This is a genomic window from Paenibacillus sp. FSL H7-0735 (genome assembly GCF_038008505.1).
Classification (GTDB): Bacteria; Bacillota; Bacilli; order Paenibacillales; family Paenibacillaceae; genus Paenibacillus_AQ; species Paenibacillus_AQ odorifer.
Genome location: NZ_JBBOZH010000002.1, coordinates 217,061 through 236,540 on the forward strand (window position 1 = coordinate 217,061; position 19,480 = coordinate 236,540).

16 protein-coding genes are annotated in these 19,480 nt (G+C 47.1%); 1 reads left to right on the forward strand and 15 read right to left on the reverse strand.

The features are described 5' to 3' along the window. Positions 1 to 86: 86 nt before the first annotated feature. Positions 87 to 635: a GNAT family N-acetyltransferase gene (locus NSS82_RS28620; protein ID WP_036681941.1), complete on the forward strand. Its 549-nt coding sequence runs from the start codon at positions 87 to 89 to the stop codon at positions 633 to 635. 89 nt (positions 636 to 724) lie between these two features. Here NSS82_RS28620 and NSS82_RS28625 read toward each other — a convergent pair whose 3' ends face one another. The 15 genes from NSS82_RS28625 to NSS82_RS28695 all read right to left on the reverse strand — a co-directional run bounded on the left by NSS82_RS28625 (position 725) and on the right by NSS82_RS28695 (position 19,419). Then, complete coding sequence (locus tag NSS82_RS28625) at positions 725 to 1,369, reverse strand: MOSC domain-containing protein (protein WP_081386724.1); 645 nt, start codon at positions 1,367 to 1,369, stop codon at positions 725 to 727. Beyond that, a complete protein-coding gene (locus tag NSS82_RS28630) occupies positions 1,350 to 1,880 on the reverse strand; it encodes a GNAT family N-acetyltransferase (protein WP_076273631.1) in 531 nt (176 codons plus the stop codon). The genes NSS82_RS28625 and NSS82_RS28630 overlap by 20 nt, the downstream gene beginning before the upstream one ends. A gap of 68 nt (positions 1,881 to 1,948) precedes the next feature. Further along, positions 1,949 to 3,169: an MFS transporter gene (locus tag NSS82_RS28635; RefSeq protein ID WP_076273630.1), complete on the reverse strand. Its 1,221-nt coding sequence runs from the start codon at positions 3,167 to 3,169 to the stop codon at positions 1,949 to 1,951. A 460-nt stretch (positions 3,170 to 3,629) separates the two neighbouring features. After that, entirely contained in the window at positions 3,630 to 4,457 is an 828-nt protein-coding gene (locus NSS82_RS28640) for a formate/nitrite transporter family protein (RefSeq protein ID WP_036681949.1), read from the reverse strand. Between the two features lie 976 nt (positions 4,458 to 5,433). Beyond that, positions 5,434 to 6,798: an FAD-dependent oxidoreductase gene (locus NSS82_RS28645; protein WP_038573671.1), complete on the reverse strand. Its 1,365-nt coding sequence runs from the start codon at positions 6,796 to 6,798 to the stop codon at positions 5,434 to 5,436. 334 nt (positions 6,799 to 7,132) lie between these two features. Beyond that, entirely contained in the window at positions 7,133 to 8,767 is a 1,635-nt protein-coding gene (locus NSS82_RS28650; protein ID WP_076140696.1) for a formate--tetrahydrofolate ligase, read from the reverse strand. A 249-nt stretch (positions 8,768 to 9,016) separates the two neighbouring features. Continuing rightward, the gene (locus NSS82_RS28655) at positions 9,017 to 9,493 is read right to left on the reverse strand and encodes a glutathione peroxidase (RefSeq protein WP_036681956.1); all 477 of its coding nucleotides are present in this window, start codon (positions 9,491 to 9,493) and stop codon (positions 9,017 to 9,019) included. Positions 9,494 to 9,634: 141 nt separating this feature from the next. Beyond that, the gene (locus NSS82_RS28660) at positions 9,635 to 10,510 is read right to left on the reverse strand and encodes a M15 family metallopeptidase (RefSeq protein ID WP_076105035.1); all 876 of its coding nucleotides are present in this window, start codon (positions 10,508 to 10,510) and stop codon (positions 9,635 to 9,637) included. Positions 10,511 to 10,710: 200 nt separating this feature from the next. Then, the gene (locus tag NSS82_RS28665; RefSeq protein WP_076272912.1) at positions 10,711 to 12,525 is read right to left on the reverse strand and encodes a DEAD/DEAH box helicase; all 1,815 of its coding nucleotides are present in this window, start codon (positions 12,523 to 12,525) and stop codon (positions 10,711 to 10,713) included. Positions 12,526 to 12,915: 390 nt separating this feature from the next. Beyond that, the gene (locus tag NSS82_RS28670; RefSeq protein ID WP_076272913.1) at positions 12,916 to 14,583 is read right to left on the reverse strand and encodes an ABC1 kinase family protein; all 1,668 of its coding nucleotides are present in this window, start codon (positions 14,581 to 14,583) and stop codon (positions 12,916 to 12,918) included. Then, entirely contained in the window at positions 14,584 to 14,931 is a 348-nt protein-coding gene (locus NSS82_RS28675; protein WP_036681962.1) for a phasin family protein, read from the reverse strand. Positions 14,932 to 15,029: 98 nt separating this feature from the next. Continuing rightward, positions 15,030 to 15,668 (reverse strand): ThuA domain-containing protein, encoded by a 639-nt coding sequence (locus tag NSS82_RS28680; RefSeq protein ID WP_036681964.1) that lies wholly within the window; start codon positions 15,666 to 15,668, stop codon positions 15,030 to 15,032. Positions 15,669 to 15,874: 206 nt separating this feature from the next. Then, positions 15,875 to 16,687 carry a uroporphyrinogen-III synthase gene (locus NSS82_RS28685; protein WP_036681965.1) on the reverse strand — a complete coding sequence of 271 codons (813 nt, stop codon included), beginning with the start codon at positions 16,685 to 16,687 and terminating at the stop codon, positions 15,875 to 15,877. 102 nt (positions 16,688 to 16,789) lie between these two features. Then, positions 16,790 to 18,793, reverse strand: a complete 2,004-nt coding sequence (locus NSS82_RS28690) for a methyl-accepting chemotaxis protein (RefSeq protein WP_326047794.1) — start codon at positions 18,791 to 18,793, stop codon at positions 16,790 to 16,792. A gap of 230 nt (positions 18,794 to 19,023) precedes the next feature. Continuing rightward, on the reverse strand, positions 19,024 to 19,419 hold the full coding sequence (locus tag NSS82_RS28695) for a Fur family transcriptional regulator (RefSeq protein ID WP_036681969.1): 396 nt from the start codon (positions 19,417 to 19,419) through the stop codon (positions 19,024 to 19,026). Positions 19,420 to 19,480: the final 61 nt, after the last annotated feature.

Here is a 19,480-nt window from a genome sequence, read left to right on the forward strand (position 1 = left end):
CTCTGCGGGCGATAGAGTAGCATGATAATCATAAGAAAAAATCCATAATCATACATAAGGCCTTGTGCCGAAAAGGAGGCAACTGCTTGTTTAATTATGTCATCGACGAAGAGCTTATCTTAAAGCCACTCATGCCTGAGCATGCTAGGCACATATTCGCGTTAGTGGAGCGCTCGCGGGAACGACTTAGGCAATGGCTTCCTTGGGTTGATGCCGTTACGGAACAGGATCACACCCTTAATTTCATTAAAAATGCTATAAAACAAGGCACCGACAATGGCGCCTTCACTGCTGGACTTTGGGTCCGCGGCGAGCTCGCCGGCGTCATTGGGTATCACCAGATTGACTGGCATAACCGTTCCGTAGGGATTGGTTATTGGCTTGGTGATGGCTATGAAGGCAAAGGTTATATGACCAGTGCCTGCCGAGTTCTAGTAGACTACGCACTGCTGGAAATGGAGCTGCAGCGGGTAGAAATTCGCTGCGCGACCGCCAACGTAACTAGCCGGGCAATTCCTGAACGGCTTGGTTTTGTGCTCGAAGGTGTGATCAGACAGGCAGAAAAGCTGCCCGATGGCTACGTGAATCACGCCGTATATGGTTTATTGCGTAGTGAGTGGCAGCTGCTCGGCTAAGTTACGTAAGCAAAGTTAAACAAACACACAAGCAGAAATAAACCTGGCTGGCATACGCCCCCAGGTTTATTTTATTGAGCAGACCAAGACTAGATCTCTGGCATACCCAGCTGTTTTCGAAACTTATTCCGCACTACGGCTGAGAGGGCTTCCAGCTCCACAAGCTCTGCCAGAGCAGCTTCCTCTTGCAGCCCAACACGCATTAAATGCAGTACATGCGCCACAGACGCATTGCTGTCTCCATTTTCTTTTTTGACAATTGCATCGCCGGTTGAAATCATTCCTTCACGAAGTACACGCAAGTAAAACCCGCTATACCCTGTATCCAGAACTTGAGCCGGGAGATCTGCGGGTCCATGCTTTTGTGAGATTTTGAAGCAAGGGTATCGTGGCTGGCTGACCTGAAGCAAAGTGGTGCCTATTTCATATACATCGCCAATACACACCTCTGTCTCCAGCAGACCCGTCGTGGTGATATTTTCTCCAAAAGCCGAGTACTCCAGTTTCTTTCCAAGCTGCTGTTCCCAATAAGAATAATGCTCAATGGGATAGGCGCATACCGCCTTGTCAGGACCACCATGATGTTTAAGATCTGCCTGACCATCTCCAACAAATCCATTGGTATGCAGCCGAACCGATCCTTCTACTGGCGTTTTATAAATTCCGGTCTCCAAAGGTTTCCCCCGATAATCCACCGTCACCGGCCGACCGACATTAAGCGAGATGATCTCCATATCCATTTCCTCCTGTCAGCATGCAGCTCATAAATATCTCATCCACATAACGGCCGCCAAGATAAAACTCCTCCCGCAGACGCCCCTCTTCCACAAAACCGCATTCCCGGTAAAAAGAAATCGCTGATTCATTACAGGATAATACACGCAGGCGAAGCTTACGAATAGCATGCGCCGCAGCATGTTCCTTAATGGCTTCCATGAGCTGCCGGCCGACGCCTAAACGTTGATAGTTCGGATGAACAGCAATATTAACCTCGCACACATGCCGGTTGCTCTCCATTCTACTAGGGCAGCCAAACCCGACATATCCACATAGCTTGTCATCTTGCAGTGCTACGAGCTGAGAGCCCGGGGGAGCATTCAGCAAGAAATCCTCTTGTGAGCGCCACAACATAGGTCCCGGACTAGTGTCCTCTGTCCAAATCAGATGGTCCAGATCAATCAGTTCTCGCACGTCTTTAATCTCTGATGGTCTAATAGTTAACCTTGCCTTGTTGATTTGTTTCATAAGATGTACACCCCTTGCCTTGCACCTCTATAGAATTCACAGCAGATGTTGGAATCCACTATGTATAGTTATCCTACGGACCGCTCTAATGAATGGCCTTTACGATTGAATAAAGCATGGATGACGAAAAATCCTACAGACAGCAGCGCCATCGCACAGGCCAGCCAGGCTGTTGGTGCCAAACCACCGCTATCATAAAGTCTGCCCATGAAGTAAGGGCCAATGACTCTCCCGACCGCACCAATCCCTCCGCTTAGTCCCAAATAAAATGGTGCGCTGCGCCCCACATGATCCGAGACAAAGGATGGCATCGCTGGAGAAATCAGCATTTCTCCCAGTGTAGCAAGCACCATTCCGAGCACTAAACCAGGATAATTAGGCATCCACAAAAGAAACGCATAGCCACCCAAATAAAACAAGGCACTTGCAGTCATTTGCGCCGTTGAGGTAGACGCGAACCAGCGCTTAATCATCGTTACCAATGGCTGCGCTGCAAAAATCAAAATACCGTTCAGTGTCCAGAGAAAACCATAAGTTTTCTTAGGCCAGCCCTCTGAAATAATGAACGGAGATACCCCTGTATTCCAGATAGAGTTACCGAGAAGCAGGAACAAAGAACCGATCCCCATATAAAGATAAATACGAGTATGCCCCATTAGCTTCCACGTGGATTGTTTCTCTGGTTCATTCTTCTGATGCCCCATTACCTCATGCGCAGGTTCTCCACCGATTTTCTTCAGATATACAAAAAAGAAACCCGCAAATACAGCCGAGGTTACACCATTCATCACAAAGCTTAGCATATAAGAAATATCGGCCAAAAAACCACTTAATGCCGTACCCAGTGCTACACCAATATTATTGGCGACATAAATAACATTAAACAGCTCACCACGCTGCTTCGTGAAACGAAAGCCGATAAATGCCTGAATGGCAGGTAATGATAAGGAATTAAATAATCCTACCAGTCCCATTGCAACCATAAATAACGTCCAGTTGTTACTAGCTGCCGGCAAGGTGAACAGTGCCAAAGCATTCATGGCGAGCGCTCCGACAATCAGCCGGTTAACGCCTACCTTATGATAGAGTGAGCCCCCGAGTAGTTGACCCACGATCCCACCAACCGATTGAATAAGAATCACCAGTCCAGCATCTGACATGCTGCGTCCAAGCTCATCAAATACATACATCGTAACGAGCGGCCACATCAGCGCACTACCTGTTGCATTAATTAGGCTGGCAATTAGAAATATTTTCACTTCTTTTGGATATGCCTGTAAAAACTTCATAAGTAGTGTACATCCCCTGTTATATATGTGTCATTAATTCATCCAGTATTATCCCAAAACAGGGTTATGAGCAAGCATACACATTGACGTTTTATCGCGATAAAGTACGCATGAAATCTAGAGAATAAAACGCACATATCGCATGAAATATCCCGTCTCCCTTGGGGTTCACGTCCGCAGTCCTCCCTAGCTCTAATATCTATTCTTATTTTAAAGCTGTGGCTGTCGTCCGTAAAGCAAACTAAACAAGAAGAAACTGATTCGCTTTTAGAAAGACGGGGTAATAGAGCCTAGAAACACTCCCCCTTCAAAATTCGCCGTGATCCGATTTCGTTCCCCCGAGCGCGGATATATCACGGCGGATTTTTTTGTGTCTACATAACAAAAAGCACCCCTTAAACATTAACGCCACCAATAAGGCAGACCTTGAATGTTCTATGGAGTGCTCTATAAGACGAGCTTAAGCGTGTTTTTTGACACTGCTGCCGGACATGCTATCTACGGATTGAATAGCCGTAGGTGCTTTACGCAAGTATGCCATCCAATAGGCAGCTGCGACAAATATTGCTCCACCCGTTAAATTGCCGAGCCAGACGGGAACAAAGTTAGTGAAGTATTGCCCCCATGAATAATAACCTTCAAAAATAGCTGCTGGAATTAGGAACATGTTAGCTACAACGTGCTGGAATCCGATCGCAACAAAGGCCATCGTTGGGAACCAAATACCAAGGATTTTGCCGCTGAAGTTATCTGCTCCATAGGAGAGCCATACGGCCAGCGCAACGAGCCAGTTACAGCCGATACCCGAAACAAATGCCGGAAAGAATTCTGCATCGATTTTATGACCAGCCATATCCACCAATTTTTCTAAATACACACCCTCTGAAGTTAACCCCACTACATGACCGAAGAAATAAGCTACAAATAATGCCCCAGCCAGATTACTAATCGTAATGAGCAAAAGATTCTTCACAACTTCCCAGAAAGAAATCTTCTTAGCCATAAAAGCGAGCGGCACGGCCATCATATTCCCTGTCAGCAGTTCTCCACCTGCAAGGAGTACCATGATCAGCCCAACGGGGAAGACTGCGGCTCCGATAAAGTTAGCAATGGAACCCCATTCCTGTGGTGCGCCAGCAATGACGCGAATATCCAATAAAAACCCGAGCGCAATAAACGCTCCTCCCAAAAAGCCCAGAATAAGTACGGTACTTAGCGGATTATGAGCTTTTTTTATGCCATTCTCTACAGTTACTTCGGCAATTTGCTGCGGTTTGCTATAAGCCATGGTTCCTATCTCCTTCATCTATTTACTTCAAATTTGTTCCTTTATGACCATTGTAGCGTGTCGTAAAACACATTAACGTGATAATTATCACTTTGAGAAAACTAAGTGAAAGTTTTCACTGACATGTCAAATTTACTGCGACCTGTGCACAAATAGAAGTTTATGTATGACCGACTAAGCCAGCATATCTTGTTTCGTTGGATTACATTTGAGCGTACGCAGCAGCTATCGGACACAGTTGTCCTTATATGCAGCTATATCTCACTGTAGCTATACCTCGCTATCGGACATCGGACTCAGATGACCCTATTCGTAGCATTTGAGCACATTTGGCTCGCTATCGGACCCCATAGTCGCTATTGCCACCAAAAACACACTAGTTGTACCTCATTCTATGTAATAGCTGCATTGGAGTCCGAAATCACACTCAAAAGGCGATTAATTGCTAAATAGCGGCTTCTGAGTCCGAAAGCTTCTGCGGTGGGCGTTGACTCAGCACGATCGGACTCAATCGACCTTATACGTAGCTTTTGAGCACATTTGGCTTGCTATCGGACCCCATAGTCGCTATTGCCATCAAAAACACACTAGTTGTACCTCATTTTATGTAATAGCTGCATTGGAGTCCGAAATCACGCTCAATAGGCGATTAATTACCAAATAGCGGCTTCTGGGTCCGATAGCTTCTGCGGTGGGCGTTGACTCAGCACGATCGGACTCAATCGACCTTATACGTAGCTTTTGAGCACATTTGGCTTGCTATCGGACATCGGACTCAAATGACCTTAACTGTAGCTTTCGAGCACATTTGGCTCGCTACCATCGCCGAAGCCATTGGATTGTACCTACATGCAGCTAATCATTCTGCACCTAACAAAAAAAGCAGCAACCCTCCCGTTACAGGAGGATCGCTGCTTCTCTAGCTTTATAAGGTTGTCTTTTTCCTCAATAAATCACTCAGGAACAACGTTCCTTTTTAAACCGTTACAGCCTCTTTGCTTGGTACTGTTGTCGGCAGTGCTTGAAGACCCACTGTATTCAGGAAGTTCCAAGGTTTGTTGTAATGCGGTTGGAAGAAGAAATCGATAAAGGCTAGTTGGTCGATTGTCATATGATTTTGAATGCATACAGACACTGTGTTGATCGATTGCGTCAGATCCATCTTGGACATAATTTGTGCCCCGAGAATACGGCGTGTGGCGCGATCAAACACTACTTTTAACTGAACCTGCTCAAAGGTTGGCATAAATTCTGGACGGTAATTATCAATAATCATGGCGGTTTCCACGTCCATTCCTTCAGCCTTAGCTCCTTCTTCAGTAAGCCCTGTTGCAGCGATATTATCTTCATAAATCTTAATGCCCGAAGTCCCTTGTGTACCCATATAAGGAATGGTCTCTGTTACCAAGTTGCGTGCAACTAAGGTTCCCATCCGCACAGCATTGGTTGCCAGTGGGATATAGGCGTGTTTGCCTGTAGGGTTGTAGTGAATCGCACAGCTGTCGCCCGCGGCATATACATCCGGGCAGCTAGTCTGCATATAGTTATTGACCACAATGGCACCATTAGGCAGCATATCGACTTGACCTTTTAAGAGTTCAGTATTAGGACGGAAACCAATGCAGAGAATGACCAGATCTGTCTCATGCTCACCTTTGCTTGTAATAACCTTTGTTACCTTACCGTCTTTGCCCGCAAAAGAGCTGACCTTCTCATTCAGTGCCAATTTAATCCCATGATCCTGAAAAGATTGTTCGATCGGTGCAGTAAATTCTTGATCCAGATATTTACTCAGAATGCGATCTTCACCATCAATTAGCGTAACTTGCTTCCCATTCATTTGAAAAGCTTCCACCAGTTCAACGCCGATATATCCAGCGCCGACGACGGTGATTTTATTCGCTTGTTTAGCTTTTTCTATAATAGTGTTGGAATGATCATAGTTCTTGGAAAGTAAAATCCCCTCGAGTTCAAATCCTTCAAGCTTCGGCACAATCGGCCATGAACCTGTAGTCATAATCAGCTTATCGTAGGTGTCAGCGAACTCGTGGCCTGTCTCCAGATTGCGTACACGCAATGTTTTGGACTTCGTATCCACTGCAGTTACTTCATGACGCATATTGGTCTTTACGCCAAGCTCTGCAAGCTTTTCTGGTGAAGAATAGAATAGCCCCTCTGGGTCTTTAACCACTCCACCTACATACAAGGCAATTCCACAGGATAAGAAGGAAATATTATCATTACGCTCATATACAGTAATCTCGGCATCCGGGTAAAGCTGAGCAGTATTCACAATTGCGGCGGTTCCGGCATGGGTACATCCAATGACAGCTACTTTCATTATTTCTTCCTCCTTCAAATGGACAATCGGGTTATATATTTGACTTGCATGACCGATCAATGATGGAATCTGATCAACAATGGGTTAGTTGTGATTTATTTCACTTTATAAATTGATTATATTGTGATATTTATCACATTACAAGTCTTTTCCGCCTATATCCTCAAATTGTTCACAATTTTAAGTTTTTTCCGCCACTGCTGCCGAATGCGACGACCTCATTAGCTTTGCCACGTGAGAGGTACATTATGATCTGCATTTGCAGGAATCCAAAGGAAGCATAAAAAAGGCTTCCCCTCTAATACAACAAGGAGAAGCCCTTTATTAAACACTTTTACACCAGACCGTGAATCTCTCCGTCCTCGTCCATCCATAGTCCCTCAGCAGCTGGCTTAGCTGGCAGACCTGGCATCGTAACGATATTGCCTGTAATAACTACCGCAAAGCCTGCACCAAGCGAAAGAGTAATATCTCGGACACCAATCGTAAAACCTTCCGGTGCTCCGAGGAGTCTAGGCTGATCGGAGAAGGAATAAGGCGTCTTCGCCAAACATACTTGAAGATCATTTAGCCCAAGCCGCTCAATAACCGCCAGACTACGCTTAGCCGCCGGAGAAAAGTTCACTTCTGCCCCGCGGTAAATCTCACGGACAATTTTGTTGATTTTGGATGAAATGTCGAGATCTTTCTCATACAAAGGAGCAAAGTGGCTCGTGCCACTATTATTCAAGAGCTTGTTCAGCTCAGAAGCCAGCTCCTGTCCACCTGCACTACCTTCCGCCCATACTTTTGAGATTGCAGCCGGCACGTTTAAATTGCGGCAGGCCTCCAGTACATCGTTAATCTCGCCCTCACTGTCCCCTTCAAAATGATTAATGGCAACTAAAACAGGGACTCCAAATTTACCGAGATTCTCTACATGGCGTTCTAAATTCACCAATCCCGCGCGCAGCGCCGTCCGATTCTCGGTTAGAAGCTCACCTTTAGGCACACCACCGTTATATTTCAAGGACTTAACAGTTACGACAAGAACAGCAGCAGAAGGGGTTAACCCGGCCTGTTGGCATTTGATATCCATGAATTTCTCTGCACCAAGATCCGCTCCGAAGCCTGCTTCGGTGACCACAACATCCCCTAGCTTAAGGGCATAACGAGTGCCAATAACACTGCTGCAGCCATGAGCGATATTCGCAAACGGACCCCCGTGCACAATAACAGGCGTACCTTCCAGAGTCTGTACCAAGTTTGGCTTAACTGCTTCCTTAAGCAGCGCTGTCATCGCTTCAACGGCCCCGATTCGCTCGGCTGTCACCGGTTGTCCCTCTTGGTCATAACCAATTAGAATACGGTTCAAACGCTTCTTGAGATCAATGAGGCTATCGCATAGGCATAACACAGCCATAATCTCAGAAGCCGTTGTAATCTGAAAGCCACTTTCCCGTACGGCTCCGTTTCCGTCTCCGAGCCCAGTCACAATACTGCGCAGGCTGCGGTCATTCATATCCATGACACGTTTCCAAACGATACGCTGCGGATCCAGTCCCAGCTCATTGCCTTGGAAGATATGATTATCAATCATTGCGGACAATAAATTATGTGCAGAAGTTACCGCATGAATGTCACCGGTAAAGTGCAAATTAATCTCATCAGCCGGAACAATCTGCGACTTCCCGCCGCCTGTTGCGCCGCCCTTCATCCCTAAGCAAGGCCCGAGCGACGGCTCACGTAAAGCAGCCACAGTCTTCACACCTGCTGCATTCATTGCCTGCGCCAACCCGATGGTTGTTAAGGTCTTACCCTCGCCAGCAGGGGTGGGATTCACCGCAGTGACCAGAACCAGCTTGCCATCTGGCTTGTTTTTCATTTCCTCCCATAAGGATGGCGAGAGTTTGCTTTTATATTTGCCGTATAGTTCCAGATGCTGCTCGTCGATCCCTGCTTGTGCTGCTACCTCTGTAATTAACTTCATGCTTGTATAAAACCCTCCTGCCGTTATTATCCTGCTGTACTCCACTTTTTTATGCATGTTCGCACAGTTGCTATATTCTCTTCAAAGGATACATGGTCTTTTTAAAGCGTCAAGTATAATTTATCACAATAAAAATTCAAGGCAATCTCCATTAATCCTTTTAAAAAAAGAAAATCCCCGCGAGCATCGGTCGAAACCGAGTCGAAGGGATACTTGGAAGATCACTCTGCAACTAACCCCATAAAGGGTCTACAGGAGTGACTCAATATGTTGTTTCATCGTTTCCGGCGATTCTTTGGGCTCCACACGAGCCACTACATTGCCGCTGCGATCAATAAGAAATTTCGTGAAATTCCAGCTAATGTCGCTGCTGTCTCCAGCACCAGGCTGCTGCTCCTTCAAATAATTGAAAAGCGGGCTGGCATCCGGTCCATTAACATCAACTTTGGCGAAGACCGGAAAGGTAACTCCATAATTAATCTGACAGAATTCCTCAGCCTCTTCACTCGTACCTGGCTCCTGACCCGCAAACTGGTTGCAGGGGAATCCTAATACTACAAGTCCTTGATCGCTATACTGTTCGTATAGCTTCTGAAGGTCTCCATACTGTGGTGTAAGTCCGCACTTACTAGCCGTATTAGCAATCAGCAGCACCTTACCTTCATACTCCGCAAACGGCACTTCTTTACCCGAAGGTGTAACGCCGGCAAAATTGTAGATCGACATCTTTATTCCCCTTCCTTCCTTGTACTTGGACTACACTACGTATCTTACCCGAACTGTAAGGGAATGCAACTTCTGAACTCTTTGTATTGCCATAGAAAAAGCAGCCCTACCCATTTCATAGGACTGCTCTCTGCGTCTGTGTTATTTCGATACCGGAATTGCGTCATAATATTCTTCCAACGTAATATCCTTCTCATTGATATAAGTTGCAATGTCCTTGCCTACATAACGGATATGCCAAGGCTCGTACTTATATCCGGTAATGTCTTGCTTACCTTCAGGATATCTGATGATAAAACCATATTCCCCTACATGCTTGGCCAACCACTCGGCTTCCTTCGTCCCACCAAAACAGCTCTCGGCGGCACACTTGCCATCACTTCCCGAGACATCAATAGCCAGCCCGGTCTGATGCTCGCTGTAGCCGGGGACTGCACTGTAAGTACGGGCTTTTTCTTCCCCATCTCTCTCCACATAACGGTTATACAAAGTCGTCTGGGTTGCCTGTGACCGGTATGCAGAAACGCCTGCTAAATAAATTCCGTCTTCCTCTGCACCTGCGAACATCTTCTCCAAGGCTTTGGCAGCTTCACTTCGCATCATACGCTTTTCGATTTTCTCTTTGAATGTAAAACGGACATCAGGATAGACAAGATCCGTTGGTTTATAATTATCAGGCAAGCCGTACTGCTTATTTACCATCACTGTAATACTATCAGGCTCTGCAGAAATAGGATCTGGAACACTACCCGCATTATCACCGCCTGATTCAGGCGGATTAGAGGGTTCAGATGGATTAGATGAATCTGGAGTATCAGATGGATCAGCTACTGCCGGGTCTGTAATCCCCCCTCCATCACTTTCCCCCGTATTCCCAGGCTCACCTTGAAGATTATCCCCCACATTTATATTAGAACCGTTACTCTCCGAAGCAGAAGGAGACGTGTACTTTCCTATTCCCCAACCGACAGCAATAACGACAATTAACAAGATTATAATTTTAAATTTTTTTGACATCTGTAAGTTCTTCCTCCTCGAAGCCGAACATTCTATTTATCTATTAGACAGGCTTTCCTTCATAAATGTTTCACTAAGAACCTAATTTAAAAATAAAAATCAATATGTTCCACGCTATAAAATAAAGGTTACCATAGGTCATTAGCTTCAGCGCTAACTACCCTATGGTAACAAGTTTCATCTATAAAACTCTACTAACTTTATCTGGAAGTGCCGCGACCGCCGCTTTTAAAGCCACCGGATCCATTGCTACGGCCACCGCGTGAAGATCCACCACCGCTGTTGCGGCCGCCTTTGCCAGCAGCGCCACCCTTGGCACCGCCGTATCCACCTTTGCTGCCTTTACCACCTTTGCCGCCTCTAGACGGGCCTGAACCATAGCCGCTGCCTAAGCCGCCACGTGGAGTGCCTCCAGTGTAGGCACCGCCGTCCGCACCTCTAGCTACGTTCTCACTGTAGCCAGTGCTTGGTCCGCCCTTCCGGTTCGCACCGCGCGAACCGGTGCTAGGCGTTGCCGCGTTGCCGCTGGCAGACGCTTCGCCTCTGGAGGCGAAGGCGCCATAGCCGCCGCCTACTCGCACTACACCGGCAGCCTTGCCGCCGCCCTTAGGAGCAGCAGCGTCATAACCGCTGCCGCCACGCTTGCCAGCCGCCGCATCGGAACGACCGCGGCGTCCTTCTGCAGGCGCGCCCCAGCCGCCTGCTTCTTTACCGCGGCCACGGCCACCTTGCCGCGCTCCACCTTGCCGCGCTCCGCCTTCGCCGCGCGGAGCTCCGCCGCGGCCAGAGCCGCCGGTCTTCGGCCCGCGGCCCGTGCGCGCTGCCTCAGCGCCGCCGCTTTGGCGACCGCCGTGGCGTCCGCCGCCTTGCACAGGGATGAATTCGCCAACGCCGAATTCATCCTTCTCGTAACGACGGCGATCCAGCCGCTGCGAGATGCCATGCTCGATCAAATCCAGACCCTCTTGATCACGTGGAGATACGAAAGTAATTGCAAGCCCTTTGCCTCCAGCACGGCCAGTCCGTCCGATCCGGTGAATATAGCTATCCACATCAAGCGGCATATCATAGTTAAAGATGTGAGTAATACCTTCAACATCCAGACCCCGAGCTGCTACGTCTGTCGCTACTAGCAGCTGCAGCTTCGCATCACGGAATCTTTTCATCACACCTTCACGTTTACCTTGGGACAAATCACCGTGCAGCTCGTCACACTCATAACCGGCTGCTTGCAGCGCTTCGTTCAGATTGGATACCCGCCGTTTCGTCCGGCAGAAAATAATAGCCAAGTAAGGACGATCCCGTTCAATGAGGGATTTGAGCGCTTCTTCTTTATTACGGTCCGAGCATTCCACTACTTGCTGTTTGATATTATCCAGCGGAATTGGAGAACCACTCTTAATGATGATATCCAGTGGCTCTTTCATGTAATTAGCAGCGAGACGTTTAATCGGATCAGGCATTGTCGCGGAGAACAACATAGTCTGACGACGATAAGGCACAGCCGTAATGATTGTCTCAACATCCTCCAAGAAGCCCATGTGCAGCATTTGATCGGCTTCGTCCAGAACGAGCATTTTTACGCCGCTAAGATCCAGCGTCTCCCGGCGCATATGATCCAACAGTCTGCCCGGTGTACCGATGATAAGATGTCTGCCGCCTTCCAGCTTGCGCAGTTGCTTCTCTACATCCTGACCACCGTAAACCGCCAATATTTTGATATCCGTATGACGCGCCAGCTTGCGTGCCTCTTCTGTAATCTGCAAAGCCAGCTCACGTGTAGGAGCCATAATCAGCGCCTGAGGATAAGCCCGCTCCGTATGAATCTTGTCCATAATTGGCAGCAAAAAGGCCAAAGTCTTCCCTGTACCTGTCTTCGCTCTAGCTATTACGTCCAAACCCTGCACCAATGGCGGAATGGCTTCCTGCTGCACTGGCGTAGGCTTAACAATGCCTTGACCTTGAAGCAATGTACACAGTAATTCTGAAACTCCTAAATCTTTAAATCCCGGCAAATTCTCCACCTCACTATTTTCTCGGTTTAATTTGATTACATCTCTTTCTTAACTTCCGTCTTCAAAAGCCCTGTATGAGGCAGCCTGCATAGGCTGTCCTGTTCTGGGGCATATGCTTCAGATTCAGCTATATTCAAACAAAAGCGGAAGAACACCGTCACCGGCATCCTTCCGTCCCATGTATCCCTTGACCCGTTAAAAGAGTGCGGTCAAAGTTCGGTTTCTGGGCAGCAGCGATCCACCGGACGTTAAGACGGCACTCCATTTGCGTTCCATTCCACTTTATACAATAGAAGTAAAGTTAAGCTTAGAAAGTTATCTTTTATATTGTACTTGATAGAAAGGCATTTGTGTGAAACTGCTGAAGAATAATTATTCAAATCCCTTAAGCTAGAACCTTCCCGATTTAAAAATCGCATAGATCAGCCATAAGAACATCAGAAGTGCCACCACGCTGCCAATCTCCACTGTAGGGAAATTCCATAACACTGAAGGCTGTCCACGCATCGCAGTACCAATAATGAGTCCTGTCATGATGATGCTAAACGCGAGCATCACAATACTGAATGCTAAACGGTTACCTACCCGGTCCAGCTTACGCTCCAGATTCTGCATCTCGGGTGCCACAATCTCCACCTTAATCTTTCCCTTACTGATCAGCGCGGATAACTGCTTAGCCTGCCCAGGAAGCTCCAGCAGACTCTCTGTTAAATCCGCTACGCCTCCCAGAAACTTGCGCTGCAAACGACTGCCGCTAAAGCGCTGCTTTATTAGTTCCCGCCCAAAGGGTTCCGCCATTTCCAAAATACTGATGGTTGGATCTAAGTTGCTGATGACTCCCTCCAGCGTGAGCATTGTCTTCCCTAACATCGTCAAATCTGGCGGCAGCACTAGACGATGTTTTCGCGCTATGCCAAACAGATCATTCAGGGCTTTGCCTATACTCATTTTGCTAAATGGAACATCATAATATTCATCCCGCAGCCGATCCATATCATCATGCAGCGCACTTCGATCAGCATCCTCAGGAATGACTCCAAGACGCAAAATTGCCCGGACCATTGCATCCGTATTTTTGCGCATTAGAGCGATAATAAGCGCAGACAGCTGCTCCTTCATCTCCTCATTCAACCGACCCATCATGCCAAAATCAATCAAGGCCAGCTTTCCATCACCCATCCGTATAACATTGCCCGGATGAGGATCAGCATGGAAAAAACCATGAATGAAGATTTGTCTAAGCATCATCTCCACAAGTTGCTGTGCAATGGCTTTAAGCTTAACGCCTTTACTCAGCAACTCATCGCGACGACTCAGCGTTGTCCCTACCACATATTCCATCGTCAGCACTCGTGCTGACGTATAGTCCCAATAGATATCCGGGATGTACACTCCCTCATAATCCATCTGCTGATCGATTTTCTCTGCATTACGCCCCTCTTGGCTATAATCCAGCTCGCCAAGCAGCGATTTAGAGAACTCCTCTACCATACGGCACAGCTGATATTGCCTCGCCCAGCTGAGCCGCTTTTCAGCAAGCGTGCTTAAATCTTTGAGAATTTCCAAATCCCTGCTCATCGTTCGCAGAATACCAGGACGTTGAACTTTAACAGCTACGACTTGTCCACTGTGAAGTACAGCCCTATGCACCTGACCAATGGATGCCGCAGCAAGTGGCGTATCCTCAAAAGAGTTAAAGATTTCATCCATATGCTGATCCAGTTCCTGCTCAATGATCGCGCGCACGCGGTCGACAGGAAAAGGAGGCACATTATCCTGTAGTTTTACCAATTCCTGAATAATAGAATCAGGCAGCAGATCTGAACGGGTACTGGCGAGTTGTCCCAGCTTAATAAAGGTTGGACCCAAATCCTCCAGCACCAGCCGAATCCGCTCCCCGAGCGTAAGGCTTGTGTGTGCTTCCTGCGTTACAAGACGACGTGGAAGGGATAGTAAGTGATAGAGCCCCAGCTCTTCCACCATATAGCCAAAACCATGGCGCATAAGCGCCATGGCGATTGCCCGGTAACGTCCGGCATGTCTAATGCGTACTGCCATTTAGTCCGAACGCGTTTCCGCCGATGTTCCCTCTAGATGGGAAATTCCCTCTAGCTCGGCCAACCGGCGCTCCAATACTGCAATTCGCCCTTCCAGCTCGGCAATATCGTTTTGTACAGGCACATTCATTTCCTTTAGCACGCGTTGTACTTGCTCTTGTACAGCAGACTTGAACATGCCTCGTTCTTCCTCACCACGTTCAATCAACCGATCGACGAGAGCCCTAGATTCCGAAGGAGCAAGCTCCCCGCGTTTCACTAGTTCTTCAACAACCTTCTCTACTTTTTCCTTACTGACAATGGTGAGGCCCACTCCTAAAGAGATCGCTTTTTTAAACAAATCACTCATGGCACTTTCCTCCCAAAGATTCCGTTTCATTACATAACGGAGTTTATGATTAAAGTATACCCCACTGTGTACGTATTTCAAAAAAAACACAACATTCCTTAGTTAGTGACCGGAATACGGGCAGCCCAAGTAGCCGCCTGTAGAATTAGTTTACGTAGTGCCGGATGACGGAAGGAGGGTTCATGATGACCAGGCATTAGGAATACTACTCGTCCTAAACCGTAGCTATGGCACCATGCAGCTGGAATCCATTGACCCTCCGATTCATATTGAAGCAGAATAGTCCGCTCTGTGAACGGGTCAAATTCAAAATGATATGGCTCCTCATCCAATTGGAAATCTTCCACACCTTCGGTGATGTCATGCTCCAGCACCTTGAAGTTCATCGGTTCGTAAGCCGTGTGTCCGTTAAAACGACCCCCGATTAGCTGAGCAAGCTCGTTACGTTTCGTCAACGAAGCTCCCGTATGAAGAACAATGAGTCCTCCTCCTCCACTTACATAGCTGAGCAAACCAGCCGTTTGTTGAGGGGAGACTGTTTCGTTCCACAATTCATTGTAAGCGATACATAGGTCATAACTTGCTAAATGCTCAATGCGCATTAATTTTTTATTTTCTGAACATTGCACGGTTAATAAATCATTTAAGATCTCGCTAATTTGTTGGTCCACTCCTTGAAGTGGATGAAACCGGGGATGGGTGTAATCACCAAGTAATAGACATTTTCTCTTGTCCATGGGATCCTCCTCCTTATTCGTTGTTATTATTCGTCACATGTTGCCTATATTCTAAGGAAAACTGCCGCGAATGTCCATGCAGATGGCAGGTATATTGCTCTTTGGACTTATTTTTCCCGGGTAAAAAAGCATCCCCGGCCATGATAACAGGCGGGAATGCTTCTGTGTGATAACGTCATTCGTGTAAAGCTGACGCAACTTGTGACTTAGCGATTCGCCGCCACATATTTGCCTAGCTCTACAATCATGCTTCCCATCCGTTCATGCTCAGGCATAATGATACGCTGTACGCCCTCTTCTTTAAGAGCCTCAGAGGTAATCCGCCCTACAGAAACAGCAAGCACTTTATCCTCGAAAGACTTCAGCATTTCGTCCAGCTTTCCCTGTTCCCGGGCAAATTGACAGAGGAAACGAAACTGTGGTGCACTCGTAAAAGCCACGGCATCAATTTTGCCTGATATGATTTCTAGAAGCAATCTTTCCAGTTCGCCCGGCTCAGGTGGGGTATGGCGATAAGGCAACACTTGGCGGGTAGTAGCCCCAGCCTCCTGCAGCCATGCAAGCATATGAGGAGCTGGATCTCCGTGCAGCTGAAGAACGACTTCTTTCCCCTGCAAATTCAGGGATTGAAGCCCACGAATCAATCCGATTGTACTTCCGTCGTCGTCACGAACCTCCGGCGTAAGTCCTCTTTTTTTCAAAGCATTCACTGTCTTATAACCCCGTGCGGCAATAATAGAACCAGAAAGTACTTCTAAGAAACGTTCTTCGATCCCCATTCGCTCAGCCATATCGAAGAGAGCATCAAGTCCCATCCCTGTAGTCAGGATCGCCAAGTAGGGAGGCTGATTGATCCATGCATTCAAACCTTCCAGCAATGCCTCATCATCAAGAAATACAGTCCCTTGAGCAGGTCGGCATACTGCCGTCCCCCCCATATTCTGAACCAACTTGGCCATTTCTTCCGATTTGCGTGGACCCGCCAAGGCGACAGTGAACCCTTTTAATTGCTCTGCCATTTCCTATTATCTCTCCTCTCTCCATTGCCTAACCCAACATTATTGTTTATCAGTATACTTGCAAAGGAGTTGAAAAGGGAAGATAAAAAGCCGGTTCTCCTATCAGAAATCATTCTTATTGCCAGAAGCGTGTATCTTAAAGCGGCTCGCCAGCTTTTGCAGTTCTTCTGCAAGACGGCTAAGGTCGGTAGACGAAGATGCCATCTCCTCTACAGAAGCAAGCTGCTCTTGTGCGGCAGTTGCGATAGTTTCCGTATTCACAGCCGCCTCTTCCGATATGCCGCGAATTTCCCCAATAGCCTTCTCCATATGATTAGACTCCACCAATAAGGTCTGCACAACCCCGCCCATGGCTTCAATCTTCTCCGCGGCACTCTTTACTGCTCTTCGGATACGGGAGAAAGAACGGCCGGAAGTATCCACAGCCTCAATGCCTTCGGATACGCGCTGTCTGGTGTCTTCCATCGTATGAGTTACCAGCAGCATTTCACTATTAATAGCGGTAATCTGCTCGGCAATCAAATGTGCGGATCTCTCTGATTCCTCTGCCAGCTTACGTACCTCGGCAGCAACCACCGCAAATCCACGCCCTTGTTCCCCGGCTCTGGCTGCCTCAATGGAAGCATTGAGGGCCAGCAGATTGGTCTGGCGGGCAATCCCTGTGATAACGCCAACAATACCCTCTATTTGACTGGTTCTCTCATTCAGTTTGTCAATTACACTGCCAAGCTCTCCGACCGTTTCATGGATACCATTGATTTTGTCCACTACGCTGATAACCGAATCATTGCCTTCTGATGCTGAGAGTGAGGTCTTGTCCATCATTGTAGATACTTGCTCCATATATGTGGAAATCTGCTCGACCTCGCTGGCTGTAGCAGCAGTGCTCTCCATTCCTTTTCGTACACTAACCACCTGTCGCTCCGTCCCTGCTGCTACGTCCTGAATCGCTATGGTTACCTGCTCAATCGTTTGGGCAGTCTGATCCGCACTAGCCGTCAGTTCTTCCGCTGAGGAGGATACATTGCTTGTCATCTCCTGCACGCCAATAATCATCTCGCGCAAGCTAATCACCATTAATTGAAAATTCTCTGCCAGCAGCCCTATTTCATCTTTACGGAAAACACCCATGTCTTCCGACAGATCACCTTTGGCTATCACTGCAGTTGCTTTCCGCAGCCGGAAAAGCGGTCTCAAAATCGATTGAATATTAAAATAGATCACAACCAGCGCAAGCAGAACGGAAACTACAATAACAAGCAGAGCTGTATCGCGGATTCCACTAGTTGCTGAGTTAACCTCATCAATGCTGATCGTACCTCCGATTCTCCAACCCGTCAGTTCATTGACCATAAAGGTCATCTTTTTGGACGTATCCTTGAAAACATAATCGAAGACCCCTTGTTCTTTCTCGAACATTTTCTTTACAAAATCATCGGACGATTCCTGCCCGATAGCCTCTGTAGGGTGAACTAGAAACTTCTTGCTGTTATCAACGATGAGGATATAACCTTCCTTCCCTACCTTAATTGAGGTCAGCTCCCCTAAAGTAGACAGGTTGAGATTCATTGTGATCACCCCATCACCGCCCTTAAGAACCGTTGATATCGCAACCGCGGTTTCCTTATTTACGGTTTGAAAAGCAGGAGAAATCACAGCCCCTTTCCCTTGCTTCAGAGAATTAATATAGGCGCTTTCCTGCCTTGGATCATAACCCTCCGGCAGCTTAGCATCTAAAGCATGAATAGCCTTGCCATTGCTTGTACCCACATAAATGTCCAGTACATCCGGATGCAGCGCCACATATTCCTTCAGTCTGGCTTTTACAGCAGAGGAAGTCCCCCCAGATCCCTCACTGTTGATCCCCTCAGATGAAAATTCCGCGGCAAAATAAGAAATCGCATCTATTTTGGATTGAATATTAGAGTTAATGATTTCATTTACGGCCAGCACACTTTCGGTAGCATTGTTCACCAGTTGATCTTCCACTTCCTGGCTGGCAGCTTGATAGGTTCGCCAGCCTATTATAATACTGGGCAGCAGCAGTATTATTAGATATGTAAGAATTAACTTGGTACGGATAGTCATACCCGCATTTTTTTTCATAGATGTCATCATCTCTCTCTCATCTGAGTCTTAGGCAAGGATACATTTACCAGACTTAATATATAATTTTATATCTGTTTTAGGAACCGATTTTCCTCCTATCTTTCTTCGTTTTTCTCATTTTTTTTGAGAATTGTCATATAAATGCAACAAAAAAGGCCGCCTCAATGAAAGCGGTCTCTTCCGATATACTTATTATTGCCGCGGCACAGGGCTCCGGCACCTCTATCCTAATTATTCTTTTTGTTCTTACAGTTCGGGCAGACGCCCCCAAATACTACATGGGCATGACCAATGGTATAACCGGTATCCTTGGCCACTGTATCCATCCATTCACGCGGAACTTGATTCATAACCTCATCTACTGCTCCACAAACCTCACAAATGATATGCTGGTGATCATCCATACGTGCGTCATATCTGCTGGCAGCTTCACCAAGCTTAAGCTCACGAATCATTTGTTTATCTGAAAGATAACGCAGAGAGTTATATACAGTACCGTATGCTAAGCTATGTCCCTGCTCTACTAGCCGATTCATCACTTCCGCAGCAGTAGGATGGTCATGTGAATTAAGGACGATATCGTAAACGGCTTGACGTTGGGAGGTCAAATTTAGACTTTTCATTCCTATCATCCTCTAACTTATTTTTAGATCAAGTATAAATCTTGTGAATGGGGACGTCAAT